The sequence below is a fragment of the Aeromonas sp. Y318-1 genome (assembly GCF_027706125.1).
Classification (GTDB): Bacteria; Pseudomonadota; Gammaproteobacteria; order Enterobacterales; family Aeromonadaceae; genus Aeromonas; species Aeromonas hydrophila.
In genome coordinates this window covers 35,527-55,026 of sequence record NZ_JAPDCM010000021.1, presented here as the reverse complement: position 1 = coordinate 55,026, position 19,500 = coordinate 35,527, and the positions used below count along the sequence as shown (strand labels likewise).

Genomic DNA, 19,500 nt, shown 5'->3' with positions numbered 1-19,500 from the left:
GGTCTCGTCATAATGCGAGCTCATTCAATCAGACGTTAGAAGGATTTCACATGACGCTAGAGACAGTAGATCGCATCATTAGGATGACTGAGCTCACCAAGCTAATTAGTCTTGCTAGATCAACTATTTACGACAAGCTCAACGCCAAGTCTCCTCGACATGATCCCAGCTTTCCGAGGGCGGTTAAGCTTGGCGCATCAGCGATCGGCTGGCGTCAGAGCGAGGTCAATCAATGGATCGCAACCAGGTCACAAAGTAGCCAAACAATGGAGGTCAAAAATGAATCAACACAGAGCCATTGAAGCTGTCATTGAGCGGTTAGATCAGTCCCTTTGGGATACACTGGATGTCGTCGCCTATAAAACAAAGGCCCCGAGATTTATGATCTTGACTCAAATGTTGTCTGTAATGGCTATCGCATCGCAGCAGTTGGTAGATATTAGCCCAAAAAGTGAGATGAAAATACCGGCATCACTTTACACTCTAATTCTAGCTGCTTCTGGCGAGAGAAAAAGCACGGTCGATAAGCTACTGATGAAACCAGTCCGTGAATTTGAAAAATGCTTGGCTGAGCAGGTAGATGCTGCACAGCAGAAATATCAGATCGAACTGGAATTGTGGAATATGAAGGAAAAAGTGTTAAGGAGGGAATTAGGTGAGATGTATAAAAAAGGTGATGAGCAGCCCATTATAATAGAGGCATGGCACACTCACCATTCAAATATGCCTATAGCTCCGTTAGTTAAGAGGATTTTAGCTGAGGATATAACAGTCGCAAAACTGAAGTCGATGTTAGCTGAGAAGAATACGTCATTAGCTCTGGTGTCCGATGAAGCTGGGACACTACTGTCCAGTGACTTGATGAAAGATAATGCATTGTTTAACTCACTATGGTCAGGTCAAACTATACGTGTTGACAGAGCCAATGCCCCTGAAGTTCATATTGAAGGTGCTCGTTTGACTTTGAGCATGCAAATCCAGCCTGATATATATAGAATATTCAGAGATAGTAATGGTGATGCGATGAGAAGCTCTGGATTAGACGCTCGAATTCTACTGTGTGAGCCTGAGTCAGAGATTGGCTATCGTCAAGAAGATAGGGATGATAGCGCATCACTAGATGATAAAATTAAATTAGGTAGATTTAGCTCAAGGATTGATGCATTACTGCAAGAAGGGCTCGAGATGAGAGCACAAGGCAAGGAACGTCATTGCCTGAATTTAACAGAGAGTGCTAAGAAAATTTGGAATGACAAGTTTAATGACATTGAATACGCAATGAGGGGCGGGGAATATTTGGAACACTATAAAGATTTTGGTTCAAAGTTTATGGAGCAGGCGTCAAGAATTGCGGCGGCACTTCATGTATTTACAAACATAAACTACAGAAACACGCTTGTGACTCATGAAACTATGCAGACAGCCATTGCACTGGCTGAAATATATTTGCATCAAGCATTGATAATATTTAGATCGCCCGAGGCTAGGGAGTTCGTGGACGAGACACATGTTAATAAGCTACTGGAGTGGATTATTCATAACTGGAATAATGAGCTGTTTTTGAAAGGTGACATTAGACGAAGTGGCCCACATTGTGTTCGTAATTCGAATAAGCTAGAAGATGCAATAGAAGTTCTTATTGCTCGAGGAGATATCATTTGCTTTAAAAAGAAACAGTCAATCTATATTTCTTTATCTTGGAAGAAATACCCTAGGCTTGTTAGGCGCTCTTCAGTACGTACTCACGATAGGATTTATGTTAACGAACTTGTAGAGTATCGTGGAAGACGCCATTTAGGGATACCATCAGTTGAACTTTTTGAAAGACCGTTGATGGACATGAGGAGTCAATTGCGATGATAAGAGTATGCCCCATACTCATGCAGTAAGATGCAGCATTAACGATTTCGATACCTCGCCTTAAGTAACTTAAGAGTGTTGTTATATATGGATGTATCATTATTGCATCTGAATTAGGAACCCTATATTGATATTTTAGTGTATATATCGATTTGATTGAGTTGTGAGTTAGGTTATTTAAATGAGGCATAGTGCGGTATATGTATTATATATAACAATACATACACTCTTATATACATCCATAGCCATGCACACTACTAACGTTCAGCAGCATACGCTATGCAATCTAACGATGAGAGGAGCATGAAGACTACATGCCTCTAAGCATGTACCACTATGGATAGCATCCAGAGCATGGTGTATTTACTTAAGCAAAAAGCACATCTATTTATTTAATTCAATAACTATACCTCTGTGTCTATTCACCAAGGTAGGGACTCCTATGTTGAATCACTTAAAAAATTCAGTATTGAAGATGAAAGCACTTACTAAATTATACACAGACAGTTACGGCCCCATGAATTGCACCTATTTGAGACGTAGTCTGGATGTTGTTTCCGATACCCTTGCCAGGTATCCCCGTGTTTATGCGCTGCGGGTAGACCTGCGCTTTGCTGTTGAGTCACCTGAAGATGATGCTGACACGCTGACCTGCCTACAGCGGGCTGACCCGTCAGTGATTACTCGCTTTATGGAGTCCCTGAAAAGCCAGCTACGTGCGGACCATTATCGTCAGAAGCGACGTGGTACTCCATCTCTACCGGCCTTTATCTGGTGCCGTGAGCAGGACTCCTCGGCATCTCCTCATTACCACCTAGTGCTGCTCTTTAACAAAGACGTCTATGCCTTTCTGGGAGACTATCGGGACTATGACGCTAACAATATGGGGACCAGGATCCAGAAGGCATGGTGCAGCGCCCTGAGCCTCCCTTACCCTGATAACGCGACGCTAGTGAATTTTCCGGATAATCCGCAGTACTGGTTTGATCGCCAGTCAGCCCGAGAGCTAGACGACAACTTCGAAGCATTTCTGTTTCGTATGGCGTACCTGAGTAAAAAGAATACGAAGAGCGGCGGTGATGGTTACCGCAACTTTGGTACTAGCCAACTGAATCGAACTGAGCATTGATTTATTAGGGGGGCGAATGAAGCTTGCATCAACTGTGTTTACAGATGCTCGATCATTACGATCGGTATTAAAGGGTTTGTCATCGGAGGATTTGTTAGCTCTGAATGGGGTAATCGAGGCGATAGCGCTGGAGCGCATTGAGGAGGAGGAGGCTGCGAGAGTACAAGCGCATGAACGACAGCAGGTGATAGCTGACATTAAAGAATTGCTTGCTTTAGAGTGTATTACTCCTGAAGAGTTGTTAGCGTTCACCAGAAGCCGGTAACTTGGGTAGTATAAACAGCAGCTGCTTCTGTATGAACATTCTAGTAGCATTAATTGGGGTGATTAGGCTGTTAAGCATAGCGAGGGGACCAACCCCCTCGTTTTTTTGTGTTGCGCATAAATACAACAAATTCGAATGGGCACTGCTGGCGGTGGAATGCTATAACAATCATTAACGACAATTGCATCGATGGGGCGTAATAGCGTAATATTAAAAACTATTATTACTACCTGAATCGTGCTGTTCACTATTCAGACCAGTCACCAGAGCGATCCAGATTGAAAGACCTATATCACCAGAGTCAGTAGCTATCCATGTTGCTGACGGTGTGCCCCTTATTGAGAGATCTTAATCATGACTGAATTTCTGAAAGTGTTGCTGAATATCCGTAGCTTGCGGGCTGCATTGCGTGAGCTCTCCTTTGAACAGTTGCAAGAAGCGAATGAGAAGTTCTCCTCGATTTATAACGAGCGGGTTGCTGAGATAGAAAAGACCCGCGCAGCCGATGCCGAGCGTTTGGCCAAGCTGGCCGAATTCCAAGCAATGCTGGCTGATGCTGGCATTGACCCTACTGAGCTCGTACAGGGCGTTCCAGCCGGGAAAGCTCAACGTGATGGCACGAAACGTGCTCCGCGTCCGCCGAAGTATCGTTATATGGCAAATGGTGAAGAGCGCACCTGGACCGGCCAGGGACGCACTCCTAAAGCGTTGGCCGCCATGCTGGAGCAAGGCAGGCAGTTGGAAGAATTCCTGATTTGATGTCAAAAGGACTGGCTAACCAGTCCTTTTTCTATTGCGTTGTTGAGTTATTGAAACTTAGCTCAGCTGACATTTGACGATGGCAACCACGTCAGTGCTGAACCGACTCTGGATGCTGCATCGATATATTCTGACCACCAGACCATCATTTCTCGGCGACGTTCCAGATAATCCGTGCGGTTGTATGCGCTACGGACTTCATCTTTGTCAGAGTGCGCCAAGGCAGCTTCTATAACGTCTCGATCAAATCCTCTCTCGTTCAGGGTGGTGCTGCCCAAGGCTCGCAGGCCGTGAGCGACCAAGGTCCCTTCATATCCCATTCTTTTCAAGGCCGCATTGGCTGTTTGCTCGTTGGTGTGCGTTTTAGGATTACGGATACCAGGGAAGATAAATTCACGATGGCCGCTGATCGGTCGCATGAGGTCCAGGTAGGCAAGTGTCTGCGGCGTCAAGGGCACGTCATGACCTCTGCGCTTCTTCATTCTCTCTGGTGGGATCCGCCAGAGTTTCTTTTCCATATCGATCTCTGCCCACCTTGCTCCGGCCGCCTCGCTGGGGCGAGCCAAGGTATGCAGGCTCCATTCGATGAGGCAGCGGGTCTGCAAATTGATGCTGGCCTTCGATAGCCTGTTCATCAGTTCTGGTAACTGGTTGGGGTTAATGCTGGGCATGTGCTGTTTGGCTGGCCGCTGAAACACCTTGCTGATCCCCGAGCAAGGGTTGGCGTCGATCAGACCAGAGTTAACAGCAAAGGTCATGATCTCGTTCACCCGTTGCGTGAGGCGACGCACGGTTTCGAGTTTTCCAGCAGCAGCGATGGGCTCGATGATCTTGATGGCTCGCTGTGCCTTTATTTCCATAACGGGCACTGTGCCTATCTCGGGGAACAGGTACATTTCGAGAGAACGCCAGAGATCCTCGGCATATGCCGGGGTGACGGAAGGGCGCTTAACATCAAACCAGCGCTTGGCGACGGCTTCAAAGGTGTGCTCGCTCTGTGATAACGCAGCGGATGCCTGCTCATCACGATGGTGTTGGGGATCGATGTTTTGTTGCAGCAACGTTTTGGCTTCGGAGCGTTTCTCTCTCGCTTCAGCCAACGACATCTCCGGCCAGGAGCCAAAGCTGATCATGTTTCTCTGTTTAGTTAGGGGGCGGTAGTAACGCAGGCGCCACAACTTGGAGCCATTGGGCTTGATGACGAGCTCCAGACCAGCCCCGTCGCAGAGGGTGTATTCCTTCTCTTTGGGCTTGGCTGCTTTGATCTCGGTTGGGGATAAGGGACGGGTGATACGAGGCATAGGCATACGCTCCGGAAGGCATACAAAACGATATGCCTAACGATATGCCTAAAAGGGCTGGATGGCAACGCACCCCATTGGACAGCATAAGACAACAAAAAACCCGCAAAGCCTTATGCTATGCGGGTTTCTTGGACTTCGTTGGTCACTGTTGGACCGGTATTTGGTGGAGCTGGGGGGATTTGAACCCCCGTCCAAAATTACTACATCCTTGGCACTACATGCTTAGTCACTCTTTACATTCGCCAACCCGCTGCGGAGAGACACGCCACGAATTGACTAGCTCGATTGGTTTTAATGCTTCCGCCCCGAGCAGGACTTCCACACGATCCTGTGAAGGATGACCTTCCGATTCCCTAGGACACAGGCAAGCTAGGGTAGAAGGGCTCAGCGCAGGTTATTAAGCTGCGAGTGCGTAGTTTTCGTCGTTTGCGACTATTTTTTTGCGGTTTATTAACGAGGCCTACCGCACCTCGGCATGCACCTTGGGTTTCGTGAATCTTGTCGAATCCAGAATCAGCCCCAAGTTGTTAAGAGCGATTGTACGCAAAAATCCTGTCATGGCAAGGCGTTGATGGCAATCGACCGGCCTTGGCCGGTCGATTGCTGGTTTATTGGGCGACGCCCGGCAGGCGGCGCACCATCAACCGCGGTGCTTGTTCTTCATGATGCGCGCTTTTTCCCGATCCCATTCGCGGGCCTTGGTGTCTTCGCGCTTGTCGTGCTCTTTCTTGCCCTTCACCAGGCCGATCTCGACCTTGACCCAGCACTGTTTCCAGTAGAGGGCGAGGGGAACGACGGTGTAGCCCTGGCGGGCAATCAGGCTCTCGAGCTTGTCGAGTTCACGACGGCTCAGCAGCAGTTTGCGGGTCCGGGTCGGGTCGCACACCACATGGCTGGAGGCCGCTTGCAGTGGCAGGAAGCTGGAGCCAAACAGGTAAGCCTCACCATCGCGGAAGATGACATAGGCTTCGCTGATGTTGGCCTTGCCCGCCCGCAGAGATTTGACTTCCCACCCTTGCAGGGACAGACCCGCCTCGATCTTCTCTTCGATGAAGTATTCGTGGCGCGCGCTTCTGTTGAGTGCAATGGTGTTGGACCCGGCTTTGTTTTTACTGTTTTTTTTGCTCATGACGGGCGATTTCCGGCAATGACTGGGAGGAGGGCATTATACGTGGGCAAGGGCGGCTGTAAAACGCGCAGCGGGTCAACTGATGGCTTTATGAGCAGTTTGACCGAGGTTTTACCTCCACAAGATGAAACATGATGATAAAATCGCGGCGATTGGATGAGGAAAAGCCATGCCCCGTATTACTCGCAGTGCCCTGGTGATGTTCAGCGCCGAACAGATGTTCAGGCTGGTCAATGATGTTCACGCTTATCCGGAGTTCCTGCCCGGTTGTGTCGGCAGCCGTGTCCACGAAACCGGCGATGACTATATGACTGCCTCGGTCGATGTGGCCAAGGCCGGGATTGCCAAGACCTTTACCACCCGCAATCTGCTCGATGCCAACCGGCAGATCAAGATGGAGCTGGTGGAGGGGCCCTTCAGCAAGCTGGCGGGCTGGTGGACCTTCACGCCGCTGGACGTGGATGCCTGCAAGGTGGAGTTCGATCTCGACTTCGAGTTCACCTCCAAACTCATCGAGCTGGCTTTCGGCCAGATCTTCCGCGATCTGGTGAGCTCCATGGTGCTTGCCTTCTCCAACCGCGCCAAGGTGGTGTACGGTGCCTGATCAACTCAACATCGAAGTGGTCTACGCCCTGCCCGAGCGGCAGACGGTGCTGCGGCTGCGGGTGCCTGCACAGACCTCGGTGCTGGCCGCCCTCGAGCAATCCGGTATAGTGCAAAAACACCCCGAGATCGATCTGGCGGTCAACAAGTTCGGCATCTACAGCCGACCGGTCAAGGGCTCTGAGTTGCTGCAAGATGGCGATCGTATCGAGATCTACCGTCCGCTCATCGCCGATCCTAAGGAGATGCGCAAGAAGCGCGCGGAAAAGGCCAAGGAAGAGGGGCGTGCCGACGTGGTCACGGGTGGCCGTCCCAATGCCAATCGCAAACAGTCTGACTAAATGCCTGCATTGGCAGGCATGATACTTCGTAAAAAAAGAGTCAGTACTGGCACGCGCCTCATATAAAAAAGGCGCCTTGGCGCCTTTTTTGATCCCGTCATCTACCCGCCAAGTCGAGGGGCTTCACTACAGCTGGAGCAGCTGCTCGTTTTCGACCACTTCGCAGCCGGCGGGCTGGCGGGAGAGGGCGATCATGGCGCGGGCTACCTGGCCGGCTTCGATGGCGCGCCAGCGGCGCAACCTGCCGACCAGGAGCGGCTTCAGCAACGGGTAGATGGCCTGGAAAAACTGCTCCGAGCGGCGCGGCGGCTGACGATCTCCCAGCAACATGGCGGGGCGCACGATAGCGAGTCGTAGCCAGGACTGGGCCAGCAATGCCTGCTCCATCTCCCCCTTGGTGCGGGGATAAAGGGCAGGGGAGTGCGGGTTGGCCCCCAGGCTCGAGACCACCACCAGTCGCTGGCAGGCGTGGCGGCGGGCCAGCTCGGCAAAGGCCAGCACATAGTCGAGATCGACCCGGCGAAAGGCCTCGGCCGAGCCGGCTTCCTTGCGGGTGGTGCCAAGGCAGCAGAAGGCGAGATCCACCGGTTCGGGCAGATTCACCTCGGCCAGCATATCGAAATTGACCGGCAGCCAGTGGTGGGCGGGTTGCGGCTGCCCGGGCTTGCGACAGAGCAGGGTTAGCTCGTGCTCTGCTGGCAGTTGTCGTACCAGCTCGCGGCCGATGAGGCCGCTGGCTCCGGCGATCAGGATCCGGCTCATGCTGCTCTCCCTGTGTGATGAAATTGACGCCCGCAATCCGCTGAGGGGGGACTCTCTGCCAGCGGGTCGTCCGTGGCTGGCGGCGCTAAAACAAAACCGGCGCGAGGCCGGTTTTGTGGATGGGATCAGAGCGGGGTATGGAAGGCCGCTGGCAGCGGGAAGTCGCCGGTGACCGTGGCCAATCTGTCGTTGGCAAAGGTCAGGGTGAGCTCCTTGCGCTCTTTCTCGCCGCGCCCCGGCTGGAATTCATAGAGGTAATACCAGGTGTTCGGGTCAAAGCCATCGCGCAGCATGGCGGAGCCCAGCACGAACTCGACCTGCTCGCGGGTCATGCCCTGGCGCAGTTTGTCGACCTGTTTTTGTTCCACATAGTTGCCCTGAGGAATATCGATGCGATAGACCAGGCTGCAACCAGACAGGGTGAGGGCGGTCAGGGCCGCGGCAATCAGGTGTTTCATCCGCATATCGAGTTCAGATCATCCATTCAAGTCTTTTTAAGCTCGGCAAATCATACCGGCTCCCTCTACGGAAGTAAAAAGCCATTGATCCATCAGCCAATAAAAAGGGCCGCCATGCGACCCTTTCTGCCGATTGCCCCCTTACATGGCGGCGCGGAAGATGGCGACGATCTCTTCGTGGCTCGCCTGTTTCGGGTTGGTGAAGCCGCAGGCGTCTTTCAGGGCATTCTCGGCCAGCAGGTTGAAGTCATCGGCCTTGACGCCGAGCTGCTCCAGTCCAGCCGGGATCTTGACGTCGCGAGCCAGCTGCTGGATGGCGGCAATGGCGGCGGCGGCCCCTTGCTCGTCATTCATGGCGCTCACGTCCACCCCCATATGACGGGCTACATCCTTGAGCCGGCCGGCGCACACCTGGGCGTTGTAGGCCTGTACGTGGGGCAGCAGCACGGCGTTGCAGACCCCGTGCGGCAGGTCGTAGAAGCCGCCCAGCTGGTGGGCCATGGCGTGCACATAGCCCAGGCTTGCGTTGTTGAAGGCCATGCCGGCCAGGAACTGGGCGTAGGCCATCTGCTCGCGGGCGTGCAGATCGTCCCCCTGATTGACCGCGGTGCGCAGGTGCTTGGCGATGAGCTGGATGGCCATGATGGCGCTGGCATCGGTCACCGGGGTGGCGATGGTGGAGACATAAGCCTCGATGGCGTGGGTCAGCGCATCCATGCCGGTGGCGGCGGTGAGGCCGGCCGGCTTGGCCAGCATCAGCTCGGGGTCGTTGACCGACATCAGCGGGGTGACGTGCTTGTCGACTATGGCCATCTTCACGTGGCGAGCCTCGTCGGTGATGATGCAGAAGCGAGTCATCTCGGAGGCGGTGCCGGCGGTGGTGTTGATGGCGATGAGCGGCAGCTGCGGCTTGGCAGAGCGATCCACCCCTTCATAATCCTTGATGCTGCCACCGTTGGCGGCCACCAGGGCGATGCCCTTGGCGCAGTCGTGGGGCGAGCCGCCGCCCAATGAGATGACACAGTCGCAGCCATTGGCCTTGAGCATGGCCAGGCCCGCTTCCACGTTGGTCATGGTCGGGTTGGGCTTGGTCTCGTCGAAAACTGCGCTTTCAATGCCATGTTCTGCCAGCAGGCCGGCGACCTTGGCGACCACGCCGATCTGATTGAGGATCTTGTCGGTGACGATCAGCGCCTTGCGATGGCCATAACCCTTGATATCGGCTGCCGCCTCTTGCAGACAGCCTGCTCCCATCAGGTTGATTGCGGGAATGTAGAACTTGAATGTCGCCATGATGGACTCCGTTTTATTAGCCATTAAGTGGTATGCGGGCGCCAACATAGCATCGTTAGAGGGGATGAAAAGGGGTCAATGGTATCTGCTTTGCAACTTTATGGACTCGATCACGTACCGGAAACATGGGTCGCGACAGGGATTGACAAGGGCCTTTGCCCGTTCGTGGGAAGAAAAACGTTTTTCAATTAATTCATCAGGTTAGCAAACGTTTTGCGCCGAATTTGTCACTGTCAATGCAAGGAAGTGTGAGATGCTTCAAGGAATTGGAAAGCGCTTTCGACCATAGTTGGCGCCTCCCCGACGAGGGGAGTGAAGGCTTGAAAGTACCATAAAGAATCATCTTAACTTGCGCCCTGACCATGCTGGTGGGGAGCAACCAGGAGTCCACTATGTCTGATGTATTTCACTTGGGTTTGAAGAAAGCGGATCTGCAAGGCGCCACCCTGGCGATCGTCCCTGGTGATCCCGAGCGCGTGAAGCGTATCGCAGAGCTGTTGGATAACCCGGTGCACCTGGCCAGCCATCGTGAATTCACTACCTGGCGCGGCGAGATGGACGGCAAGGCCGTGATCATCTGCTCCACCGGTATCGGCGGCCCGTCCACTTCCATCGCGGTGGAAGAGCTGGCTCAGCTGGGCATCCGTACCTTCCTGCGCATCGGCACCACCGGCGCCATCCAGCCGCACCTGAACGTGGGCGACGTGATCGTCACCACCGGTTCCGTGCGCCTCGACGGTGCCAGCCTGCACTTCGCGCCGATGGAGTTCCCGGCCGTGGCCGACTTCGACTGCACCACCGCGCTGGTCAACACCGCCAAAGAGCTGGGTTCCAAGCTGCACATCGGTGTGACTGCCTCCTCCGATACCTTCTACCCGGGTCAGGAGCGTTACGACACCGTATCCGGCCGCGTCGTGAGCCGTTTCCAGGGTTCCATGAAAGAGTGGCAAGCCATGGGCGTGCTGAACTACGAGATGGAATCTGCCACCCTGCTGACCATGTGCACCAGCCAGGGCCTGCGCGCCGGTATGGTGGCTGGCGTCATCGTCAACCGTACCCAGCAGGAAATCCCGAACGCCGAGACCATGGCGAAAACCGAATCTGATGCCATCAAGATCGTACTGGGCGCCGCCCGCAAGCTGATCTGATAGCACCACACCGAGTGGGGGGTGGGGGCCGTTGCGAAAGCGCGGCCCCTATCTTTATCCGCCGTTTACCGCTTTGCCCCTCTTCTGCTTGCCTGCCCCTTGTTTCCCTGCTCCAGGTTACCCCGGTTGCCCCGTCATGGTCGCCAGCGCCAGCGCAAAGGGCGCCTCACAGCGGATCTGCATCGGTTCGCCGCTGACCGGATGAACAAAATCGAGTTCACTGGCGTGCAGCATCAGCCGCGGCGCCTGTTCGCAGCCGGGCGGCAGCAGGCCGCCATAGAGATCGCAACCAAGGATGGGATGGCCCAGCTGCTGGCTGTGGATGCGCAGCTGATGGGTGCGGCCGGTCTCCGGCACCAGTCTGACCCAGGTCAGCGGCACTGTCTGTCCCTGAATCTGCTGCGCTAGCCGCTCAATCACTTGATAGCGGGAGCGGGCGGGTTTGCCGTTGACGGTGCAGATGCTCATCAGCGGAAACAGCGCCGGATCCTTGGCGATGGGGGCGTCGATCACCCCTTCCTCTTCGGCCAGGTGACCGCACAGCAGGGCGCTGTAGGCCTTGCTCACCGCCCGCTGGCTGAACTGGCGGCAGAGCAGGGCGTTGATGGCCTTGTTCCTGGCCACCAGCATGAGACCTGAGGTACCAAAATCGAGGCGATGGACCAGGGTGCAGCCGGGGTAATCCTGTACCAGCCGATGGTGCACCGAGTCGAGGTTCTGCGGATTCTTGCCCGACAGGCTCAGCAGGCCGCTCGGCTTGTTGATGAGCAGCAGGTGCTCATCCTCAAACAGGATCTCGATGGTGGCCGCACAGGGCGGGGCGATGAAGGTGTCGACGATGACGGACATGGGGCGCACGGTTAGAAAAGGGAGGGGGATCATACCCGAACCGGCGAAGCGCGGCGAACTGACTTGAGTGCTGCCGGCAAGTGATTGATCTGTTTGGCCAAGGCGTTTTGTGACTCCCTCCAGAGTTAATCCTGCCTCAGCTTGCTAAGGTATGGCTCCCTGTCATGTTGTAAGGAGTCCGTCCATGGCGTTGCCCGTTATTCTCGATTGCGATCCCGGTCACGATGATGCCATCGCCCTCATCCTGGCGCTGGCCAGCCCCGAACTCAAGGTGCTGGCGGTCACCACCAGCGCCGGCAACCAGACGCCGGACAAGACCCTCAACAATGCCCTGCGCATCCTGACCTTGCTGGGGCGCGACGACATTCCGGTGGCGGCGGGCGCCCCCAAGCCGCTGGCCCGGGAGCTTATCATCGCCGACAACGTCCACGGCGAATCGGGTCTCGATGGCCCCAAACTGCCTGATCCGGGCTTTGCCCCCGTGGCCATGACCGCCCTTGAGCTGATGGCCAAGTGTCTGCGCGAGAGCCCTGAGCCCGTAACGCTGGTGCCGACCGGCCCGCTCACCAATATCGCCCTGTTGCTGGCGGCCCACCCCGAGCTGAAATCCAGGATCGCCCGCATCGTGCTGATGGGCGGCGCAGCCGGAGCAGGCAACTGGACCCCAGCGGCGGAGTTCAACATTTATGTGGACCCGGAAGCGGCCGATATGGTGTTCAAGTCGGGGCTCCCCATCACCATGTGCGGGCTGGACGTGACCCATGAGGCGCAGGTGATGGACGAGGATATCGAACGGGTACGCGCTATCACCAATCCGGTGGCCCAGTGCGTGGCCGGCCTGCTCGACTTTTTCATGATCTACCATCGGGATCCCAAGTGGGGATTTGCTGGCGCGCCGTTGCACGACCCCTGTACCATTGCCTGGTTGCTGGCCCCCGCGCTGTTTCACGGGGTCGAGTGCCGGGTCGATATCGAGACCGGCGGCACCCATACTAGCGGCATGACGGTGGTGGATCGCTACGGTCTGACCGGCAAAGCGGCCAATGCGCTGGTGTTGCTGGGGCTTGATCGGGCCGGTTTTATCGATCTGCTGGTCACGCGGCTGCGGGCCTTTGACTGAACGCAGTTCCACTCTTGCAAGAAGGGGCGAAGCGATGTGGAAGACAGGGCTGGCACTGCTGGCCGGGTTGCAACTGACGGGGTGTGCCACGCCGTTTGAGTCGATGTGGCAGGGGCTGGCGACCTGCGAGCTGGACGATCTCTATCTCGACAGCGAGACCGGCCAGCCGGTGCACCCGCAGCTCAAACACTTCACCCCCTACAAGGTGACGGACGGCTTCGCCTGGTACAAGACCCGCCAGGATCTGCACGGTCTGCCCATCAGCGGCTTTCTCATCCCCTCGTCCACCTTCGAGGTGCATGCCCTGTTCGTGGATACCCCCATCGCCAATGCGCGGCGTCTGACCCACAACGCCTATGGCAGCGAGTTTTCCGACGAGCAGCAGCACGACGCCGGGCTGGCTCCCCTGCTGTTGCGCGACCCCAACAACCCCAAGCGCTCCATCATCGACTGCACCAAGGGGGAGACCCAGGATCCATTGCCGGAGGAGCCGTTCCCCGAATAGGTGCAAGGCCGAAGCCTTGGCACAGATAAATAAAAGAGGGCCAGCCTACAAGGCTGGCCCTCTTTTATTTTGGTGGGCAGAGACCTGATTAGGGATACCCCAGGGTTTCCTTGATGGCCGGCAGTTGGGCCTTTATCCAGGCAGGATTGCTCGGATTGTCCCCCAGTCACAGACGACCTCAGGGGTAACCCAGCGTCTCCTTGATGGCAGGCAATTGCGCCGCGATCCAGGCAGGATTGATGGGCCCCCAGTCACTGATGCGATAGTGCCCCTGCAGATGACGAGCCCCCTCGGTCTGCTCGAAGCCGCAGCTGATGTCCAGCTCGGCCAGGGCGCTGAGCGTATCCTGCGCGGTGCGGCGCGGCATGCCGGTCGCCTCCATGATGGCCGGTACCGTATCCGTGCCCTGGCTGATGAGCCAGGCCACGTAGAGACGGCGATAGAAGCTGGTGCGCGTCTTGCTCGGCTCACTCATTGTCCGTTCCTCCGGCAAGCGGCGTCGCTCATATCTCGTCCTCGAGCCGATCGAAGTAGCGCCAGGTGGCGATGGCAGCCTTACCCATCACCAGAGCCCAGATGCCGAACCAGAACCAGCGGAAGAAGCTCCAGGTGGAGGCGTCGGGCTCGGTGCTCTCAATCTTGGTGACGTTGGGGAACATGGAGAACATGTTGATGCGCCAGCCGTAGGAGGTAATGATGGCCAGCCGTTTTTCGAACTCCATCGACTTGGCCTTGGCCTGCACGTCGGCGGCGTTGAACTTGAAGTAGAAGGGCCAGCCCCACTCGGTGTCTTCGTTGCGGAACACGCGGATCTTCTCGCCGGGCCGCTCGGTATAGATGTAGTAGACGTCGGTGGTGGGACCGTCGGCCGGGTTCTTCTGGCTGATGGGGCCATCCTTGTCGGTGCGTTTCACCTCGACCCCGGTGATGGTGGCGATGGTGTGCTCCGGCAGATAGAAATCGAGCCAGATGGCGGAGACGAGGGCGATGAGCCCGAGGCCGATGAAGGCCGGTTTCTTGAAGGACAGCTTCATGATGATCTCGCATGAGGGGGAGTGACGTGCCTCTACCATACCCACATTTGGTGAGGTAGCCCAGCCCCCAATGAAGCCATGTTATAAAAAAGAGCGTTTAAAACAACAACAAGCCGTCAGCTTCATTAACAGCAAGGCCCCGGATCCGGGGCCTTGTCTGCACTCACGAGGGCGTGGTTACAGCTGGAACTGGGCCAGCTGCTTGCGCTGCTGCTCGGCGAGCTGTGACAGTTCGTGACTGGCGGCGGCACTCTGGCTGATGCCGGCCGCGTTCTGGTTGACGATCTCGTGGATGTTGGTGATGTTGCGGTTGATGTCGGCGGTGACGCAGGACTGCTCCTCGGCGGCGGTAGCCACCTGGGCGTTGGCGCCGTTGATCTGGTTGACCGCTTCGGTGATGCCGCCCAGCAGCGCCTGCACCTCGCCGGAGAGCTGCTGGTTGTGGGCCAGGATGGCGAGGGTCTCCTGCACGCCGCTGTTGGCCGACTGGGACTGGCTCTGCAACTGCTCGATGATGGCCTGGATCTCCTTGGTGGAGTCCTGGGTGCGGGCCGCCAGCATGCGTACCTCGTCGGCCACCACCGCAAAGCCGCGGCCGGTTTCGCCGGCGCGGGCGGCCTCGATGGCGGCGTTGAGGGCCAGCAGGTTGGTCTGCTCCGAAATCCCTTGAATGACCTCGATCACCTTGCCGATCTGCTCTGACTGGGACTTGAGCTGGGCCACCTGCGCGGCGGCGCTCTCGAGGCTGCCCGCCATGCGGCTGTTGGCCTGGATGCTCTCGGCAAACAGCGTCAGCCCCTGCTCGACCCTGTCGTTGGCATCGCGCGCCAGTTCATCGGCCAGGGCGGCGTTGTGGTTGACGTTGTCGGCGGTGCTGGCCAGCTCGGTGACGGCGGAGGCCACCTGCTCGGTCTCGCTGCGCTGCTGCTGGGCGTTGGCTTCGGACTGGGTCATCACGGCGGCGAGCTCGGTGGCGGCGGAGGCCACGTTGCCGCTGATGCCGGTCAGGGTCTGGATGGTGTTGCCAAGCTGGGTCAGGGTCTGGTTGATGTCGGTAGCCAGCTGGCTCAGCTCGTTGTCGCCGTCGGCGGCGGCGCGCACGTTGAAGCGGCCTTGGGCCACGGCACGCATCACCTGCTGCAGCTGGCCGATGGGGCGTACTATCCGGCCGGAGAGCCACCAGCCGCCGAACAGGGCGGCCAGCAGGGCAGCCCCCATCAGCAGCAGGGTGCGCAGCAGGGTGGCGTGGTAGTGGGCCTGCTCCTGGGCGATCTCATCCTGGATCAGCTGGTTGATATGGGCCGACATGGCATCGATCTGCTTGATGAGCTCTTCCCCCAGATCGCGAAAGCGCAGGCGGGCCTGCTCGTAGGCGGCGGGATCGCCGCTGCCCTGGTGCTTGGCGGCCAGCAGCGGCAGCATGTTGTTGCGGGTGTGGCCGAGGTAGGCCTGCAGGGCGGACGCCACCCGGCTGTTGTCCTGCTCGGCGCCGGCGATGACCAGTCTGGCCAGGATGGAGCCGATCTCCTGTTCGGCGGCGGTCAGGTCACCTGGCAGCGTGGCAAAGCGTTCGGGGTCGTAGAGGCCATAGATGGCGGTGGTGCGCAGCCGGTAGGTGGCGTGGATCAGGGTGGCGATATCGTCCTTGTGACGGGTCACGCTGACGGTGGTGTCATTCATGTCGCCGATGGCGCTGTCGATGTCCTGCTTGCCGATCCCGATCATCAGGATCATCAGCAGGCTGGCGAGCAGGAGAGGAATGAGTACTTGCAGACGGATAGAGAGATTATTCAATGACATGAAAGATCCTGGCCCAGAAGAGGAACAAGGCGGCATCTTACACAGGCGCGACAAACCTTGTCACAGGTTTTTATGGCTGAAATCATGCTGAACGAAAAGGTTTTTTCTTGTGTTAAATGAATGTGATAGGCAAGATCGTCGGTCTGTTACCATGGAGGTGTAGTGTGTCCGACTGGATCGATCCCGCCATTCTGGCGCTGTTTATTCCCACGTTCTTTTTTGTCTCCGTGACCCCCGGCATGTGCATGACCCTGGCGATGACCCTCGGCATGAGTCTGGGGGTACGCCGCACCCTGCACATGATGTGGGGGGAGCTCATCGGGGTCGGCCTGGTGTCGGTACTGTCGGTGATCGGGGTGGCGGCCGTCATGCTCAACTACCCGGCGCTGTTTGCCGCCTTCAAATACGTGGGCGGCGCCTATCTCATCTGGCTCGGCATCCAGATGTGGCAGGCCAAAGGCAAGCTGGCCATCCCGGCGGATCTGTCGGCGGCCCAGGAGACCCGTCCCCTGGCGCTGGCCATGCAGGGTTTCGTCACCGCCATCGCCAACCCCAAGGGGTGGGCCTTCATGGTCTCCCTACTGCCCCCTTTCATCAACGCGGCCAAGCCGATGGCACCGCAGATCAGTGCCCTGGTGGCCCTGATCCTGGTCATCGAGTTCTCCTGCCTGCTGCTCTACGCCAGCGGTGGCCGCACCTTGCGCCACTTCCTTGCCAAGAGCGGCAACGTCACCCTGATGAACCGGATTGCCGGCTCCCTGATGTTCGGTGTCGGGGTCTGGCTGGCGCTGGGTTGATGCCATCGCTTGCCAGCTGGCCTGACTCTGCCGAAAAGCCCCGCCCAGCGGGGCTTTTTCGTGATGTCTGCGGATACAAGGACCGACCATGAATACGGTCGCCAAGGCGGGATGGGGAAGGTCGGCCACATTTGCTTACATTTATCCGGTTTGCAAACGGCCGGGATGCCGTCAGTCTCGAATGGCATTCTCTTGCGCCTGCGAGAGAGTGCACAGGGTCCGTTTATTAACATTCCGAGCAAGGAGATTTAAGGATGATGAGGCTGACCAGTATTGCATTGCTGCTGTTTGCCGGCGCGGCAGTCGCCGGCAAAGAGAGAAACCTCGATTTTTACAACATCAAGGAGCCGCAGCTTATCGAGCTGTTTGCCCGTCAGCAGGGGGCGCCGGGTCAGTCGATCAAGACCTTCTCCAGCCTGTTTCTGGGCAATCCCTATGTGGCCAACCGGCTGGTGGGGTCGAACGAGGTGCAGGAGAAGCTGGTGGTGGATTTTGGCGGGCTCGATTGCTTCACCTATCTGGATTATGTCGAGTCGCTGCGTCGCGCAACGAGTGTGCATCACTTCATCGAGAACCTGATGCACACTCGTTACGTGAACGGTGAGGTCAACTACCTGACCAGAAAGCACTTCTTCACCGACTGGGTGCATGGCGACAACAAGGTGAACGACGTGACCCATCTGGTGGGGGGCGCCGCGGTGACCACGGCCAAGCAGCTCAACCAGAAGGCCGACGGCGGCCACTACATTCCGGGGCTGGGGGTGACGGCGCGGGACATCACCTACATTCCCTCCGCCAGCATCGACGAGAACACCCTGAGTCTGCTGGAAGAGGGGGACTACATCGGCATCTACACCGATCTCGCCGGGCTCGACGTGACCCATACCGGCATCTTCATCCGTGGCGAGAACGGCCCCGTGCTGCGCAATGCCTCCTCCCTCTCGAGCAAGATGCAGGTGGTGGACTCCCCCTTCCTGGAGTACGTGCAGAACAAGCCGGGGATCCTGGTCTATCGGCCTCAGGCCGAGGACTCGAGCTCCTAGGGAGGGCCCTGGCCGAGATGGACGCCTTGCGTCCGATAAAAGAAAGCCCCGGACAGTGCCCGGGGCTTCTCTTTTGTTGGCGGTGCTTCCTCAACGGGGTTTGAAGCGGGCGACCCAGGGATTGGCGGTGAGACCGTGCAGGATGACGCTCAGTATGATGGTGCAGAGCACGGTGGCGATGATGGGGCGCTGGCCGAGGAGGGCCGGCTCATTTTGCAGCACCATCACCGCAAAGACGATGCTAGCCAGCCCCCGTGGCCCAAACCAGCCGATGAAGAGCTTGAGTTCAAGCTTGAGGCCGGTGCCGAGCAGGCTCAGCCAGACCGGCAGCATGCGCAGCAGGGTGAGGCTGGCGGCGGCATAGAGCCAGTATTGCCAGTGCAGCAGCTCCGTCAGCATGGGCATCAGGGTGGCGCCGAACACCATCCAGATCACCACCGAGAGCAGATCGCCATACCCCTCGCAGCTGTCCAGATAGGCGTGCTTGTGCTCCCCCAGTTTGCGGCCGATCAGCAGGCCGCCGACGAAGGCGGCGATGAAGCCGCTGCCGCCCAGGGTCTGGGCCAGCGCGAAGCAGAGCAGGGCCAGCCCGGGCATGGTGAGCTGGCGCCAGAGCGGCAGCTGCCAGCCGTTGAGGTAGGCGGTCTTGAGCAGGCGCAGGGTGAGGCTGGTCAGCCCCCAGGCTACCAGCAGGCCGATGCCGATCTCCTCCAGCATGAGGGTGAGAGCCAGCAGGCCGGTGCCGCTGTGTTGCTCGGTGGGGGCGATGAGGGCGAGCAGCAGGAGCAGCACAGGCACGCAGATGCCGTCGTTGAGGCCGCTCTCCTGGTTGAGCCCCTCCCGGATGGGGGCGGGTACTGCCGGGTTGCTCACCACCGCCTTGCCGAGCGCCGCATCGGTGGGGGCGAGTATGGTGGAAAGGATCGCCATCTCCAGCAGCGGCAAGTCGGGGAAGAGCCAGTGACCGAACAGGGCGCCGGCCGCCAGGGTGAGCGGCAGGCCGATCAGCAGCAGCCGGATGGGCAGGGCGCGGTTGGCCAGCAGCACCTGCCAGTTGGTGTTGGCTGCGTCGCTGAACAGCACGATGACCAGGGTCAGCTCTGCCAACAGCTTGATGCCGTCGCTGTCGATGGAGAGGGAGAGCAGCTCGATGCCGCCCGGCCCCAACAGCCAGCCCATCAGCAGAAACAGCAGGGGGCCGTTGACGAGGCGCGATTCAAAGCGCCCGGCGATCAGGCTGTAGACCAGCAGAAAGGCGGCGATCACCGCCAGGTTCTGGTAAATCAGGGACGCATCCATGC

22 protein-coding genes and 1 other RNA gene are annotated in these 19,500 nt (G+C 57.5%); 12 read left to right on the top strand and 11 right to left on the bottom strand.

The features are described 5' to 3' along the window. Positions 1 to 50: 50 nt before the first annotated feature. The 5 genes from OKB87_RS22075 to OKB87_RS22055 all read left to right on the top strand — a co-directional run bounded on the left by OKB87_RS22075 (position 51) and on the right by OKB87_RS22055 (position 4,013). A complete protein-coding gene (locus tag OKB87_RS22075) occupies positions 51 to 302 on the top strand; it encodes a helix-turn-helix transcriptional regulator (protein ID WP_270828538.1) in 252 nt (83 codons plus the stop codon). Next, a complete protein-coding gene (locus OKB87_RS22070) occupies positions 280 to 1,860 on the top strand; it encodes a YfjI family protein (RefSeq protein ID WP_270828537.1) in 1,581 nt (526 codons plus the stop codon). Before OKB87_RS22075 ends, OKB87_RS22070 begins: the two co-directional genes overlap by 23 nt. A 442-nt stretch (positions 1,861 to 2,302) precedes the next feature. Beyond that, a complete protein-coding gene (locus OKB87_RS22065) occupies positions 2,303 to 2,989 on the top strand; it encodes an inovirus Gp2 family protein (protein WP_270828536.1) in 687 nt (228 codons plus the stop codon). Between the two features lie 16 nt (positions 2,990 to 3,005). Next, positions 3,006 to 3,254 carry an H-NS family histone-like protein gene (locus OKB87_RS22060; protein ID WP_270828535.1) on the top strand — a complete coding sequence of 83 codons (249 nt, stop codon included), beginning with the start codon at positions 3,006 to 3,008 and terminating at the stop codon, positions 3,252 to 3,254. A gap of 354 nt (positions 3,255 to 3,608) precedes the next feature. Then, positions 3,609 to 4,013, top strand: a complete 405-nt coding sequence (locus OKB87_RS22055) for an H-NS family histone-like protein (protein WP_010673971.1) — start codon at positions 3,609 to 3,611, stop codon at positions 4,011 to 4,013. A gap of 62 nt (positions 4,014 to 4,075) precedes the next feature. Here OKB87_RS22055 and OKB87_RS22050 read toward each other — a convergent pair whose 3' ends face one another. The 3 genes from OKB87_RS22050 to smpB form a co-directional block, all read right to left on the bottom strand. Then, entirely contained in the window at positions 4,076 to 5,314 is a 1,239-nt protein-coding gene (locus OKB87_RS22050) for an integrase domain-containing protein (protein WP_010673972.1), read from the bottom strand. Between the two features lie 164 nt (positions 5,315 to 5,478). Then, positions 5,479 to 5,838: a transfer-messenger RNA gene (ssrA, locus tag OKB87_RS22045) on the bottom strand. A gap of 119 nt (positions 5,839 to 5,957) precedes the next feature. Then, positions 5,958 to 6,446 carry an SsrA-binding protein SmpB gene (smpB, locus tag OKB87_RS22040; protein WP_011705343.1) on the bottom strand — a complete coding sequence of 163 codons (489 nt, stop codon included), beginning with the start codon at positions 6,444 to 6,446 and terminating at the stop codon, positions 5,958 to 5,960. A gap of 169 nt (positions 6,447 to 6,615) precedes the next feature. On the opposite strand from smpB, the gene OKB87_RS22035 reads away from it, so the two are divergent. Together OKB87_RS22035 and OKB87_RS22030 are read left to right on the top strand one after the other, a co-directional pair. Then, the gene (locus OKB87_RS22035) at positions 6,616 to 7,050 is read left to right on the top strand and encodes an SRPBCC family protein (protein WP_011705344.1); all 435 of its coding nucleotides are present in this window, start codon (positions 6,616 to 6,618) and stop codon (positions 7,048 to 7,050) included. Continuing rightward, on the top strand, positions 7,043 to 7,390 hold the full coding sequence (locus tag OKB87_RS22030) for an RnfH family protein (protein ID WP_024943861.1): 348 nt from the start codon (positions 7,043 to 7,045) through the stop codon (positions 7,388 to 7,390). The genes OKB87_RS22035 and OKB87_RS22030 overlap by 8 nt, the downstream gene beginning before the upstream one ends. Before the next feature lie 126 nt (positions 7,391 to 7,516). Here OKB87_RS22030 and OKB87_RS22025 read toward each other — a convergent pair whose 3' ends face one another. From OKB87_RS22025 to yiaY, 3 genes are all read right to left on the bottom strand, one after another. Continuing rightward, entirely contained in the window at positions 7,517 to 8,152 is a 636-nt protein-coding gene (locus tag OKB87_RS22025) for an NAD(P)H-binding protein (protein WP_270828534.1), read from the bottom strand. Between the two features lie 125 nt (positions 8,153 to 8,277). Further along, positions 8,278 to 8,616 (bottom strand): outer membrane protein assembly factor BamE, encoded by a 339-nt coding sequence (locus tag OKB87_RS22020; protein ID WP_011705347.1) that lies wholly within the window; start codon positions 8,614 to 8,616, stop codon positions 8,278 to 8,280. Between the two features lie 135 nt (positions 8,617 to 8,751). Next, the gene (gene yiaY / locus OKB87_RS22015; protein ID WP_045790276.1) at positions 8,752 to 9,903 is read right to left on the bottom strand and encodes an L-threonine dehydrogenase; all 1,152 of its coding nucleotides are present in this window, start codon (positions 9,901 to 9,903) and stop codon (positions 8,752 to 8,754) included. A 392-nt stretch (positions 9,904 to 10,295) separates the two neighbouring features. Here yiaY and udp point away from each other — a divergent pair, with 392 nt between their 5' ends. Further along, positions 10,296 to 11,051, top strand: a complete 756-nt coding sequence (gene udp, locus OKB87_RS22010; protein ID WP_011705364.1) for a uridine phosphorylase — start codon at positions 10,296 to 10,298, stop codon at positions 11,049 to 11,051. Between the two features lie 117 nt (positions 11,052 to 11,168). Here udp and OKB87_RS22005 read toward each other — a convergent pair whose 3' ends face one another. After that, complete coding sequence (locus tag OKB87_RS22005; RefSeq protein WP_270828533.1) at positions 11,169 to 11,933, bottom strand: RluA family pseudouridine synthase; 765 nt, start codon at positions 11,931 to 11,933, stop codon at positions 11,169 to 11,171. Positions 11,934 to 12,084: 151 nt separating this feature from the next. On the opposite strand from OKB87_RS22005, the gene rihA reads away from it, so the two are divergent. Both rihA and OKB87_RS21995 read left to right on the top strand, forming a co-directional pair. Then, positions 12,085 to 13,020, top strand: coding sequence for a pyrimidine-specific ribonucleoside hydrolase RihA (gene rihA / locus OKB87_RS22000; RefSeq protein WP_270828532.1), 936 nt, complete (start codon positions 12,085 to 12,087; stop codon positions 13,018 to 13,020). A gap of 34 nt (positions 13,021 to 13,054) precedes the next feature. Next, on the top strand, positions 13,055 to 13,525 hold the full coding sequence (locus OKB87_RS21995) for a hypothetical protein (protein WP_016350162.1): 471 nt from the start codon (positions 13,055 to 13,057) through the stop codon (positions 13,523 to 13,525). A 178-nt stretch (positions 13,526 to 13,703) separates the two neighbouring features. On the opposite strand, the gene OKB87_RS21990 is transcribed toward OKB87_RS21995, so the two are convergent. The 3 genes from OKB87_RS21990 to OKB87_RS21980 all read right to left on the bottom strand — a co-directional run bounded on the left by OKB87_RS21990 (position 13,704) and on the right by OKB87_RS21980 (position 16,359). Continuing rightward, on the bottom strand, positions 13,704 to 14,000 hold the full coding sequence (locus tag OKB87_RS21990; protein WP_029303501.1) for a winged helix-turn-helix domain-containing protein: 297 nt from the start codon (positions 13,998 to 14,000) through the stop codon (positions 13,704 to 13,706). 28 nt (positions 14,001 to 14,028) lie between these two features. Continuing rightward, positions 14,029 to 14,559, bottom strand: coding sequence for a DUF1523 family protein (locus tag OKB87_RS21985; protein ID WP_016350163.1), 531 nt, complete (start codon positions 14,557 to 14,559; stop codon positions 14,029 to 14,031). Positions 14,560 to 14,736: 177 nt separating this feature from the next. After that, on the bottom strand, positions 14,737 to 16,359 hold the full coding sequence (locus tag OKB87_RS21980; RefSeq protein ID WP_194760453.1) for a methyl-accepting chemotaxis protein: 1,623 nt from the start codon (positions 16,357 to 16,359) through the stop codon (positions 14,737 to 14,739). Positions 16,360 to 16,523: 164 nt separating this feature from the next. On the opposite strand from OKB87_RS21980, the gene OKB87_RS21975 reads away from it, so the two are divergent. Together OKB87_RS21975 and OKB87_RS21970 are read left to right on the top strand one after the other, a co-directional pair. Continuing rightward, positions 16,524 to 17,156 (top strand): LysE family translocator, encoded by a 633-nt coding sequence (locus OKB87_RS21975; RefSeq protein WP_011705371.1) that lies wholly within the window; start codon positions 16,524 to 16,526, stop codon positions 17,154 to 17,156. Between the two features lie 254 nt (positions 17,157 to 17,410). Further along, positions 17,411 to 18,199, top strand: coding sequence for a DUF1460 domain-containing protein (locus tag OKB87_RS21970; protein ID WP_270828531.1), 789 nt, complete (start codon positions 17,411 to 17,413; stop codon positions 18,197 to 18,199). 90 nt (positions 18,200 to 18,289) lie between these two features. Here the strand turns inward: OKB87_RS21970 and OKB87_RS21965 are convergent, their stop codons facing one another. Then, positions 18,290 to 19,498, bottom strand: a complete 1,209-nt coding sequence (locus OKB87_RS21965) for a cation:proton antiporter (protein ID WP_270828530.1) — start codon at positions 19,496 to 19,498, stop codon at positions 18,290 to 18,292. Between the last annotated feature and the right edge of the window lie 2 nt (positions 19,499 to 19,500).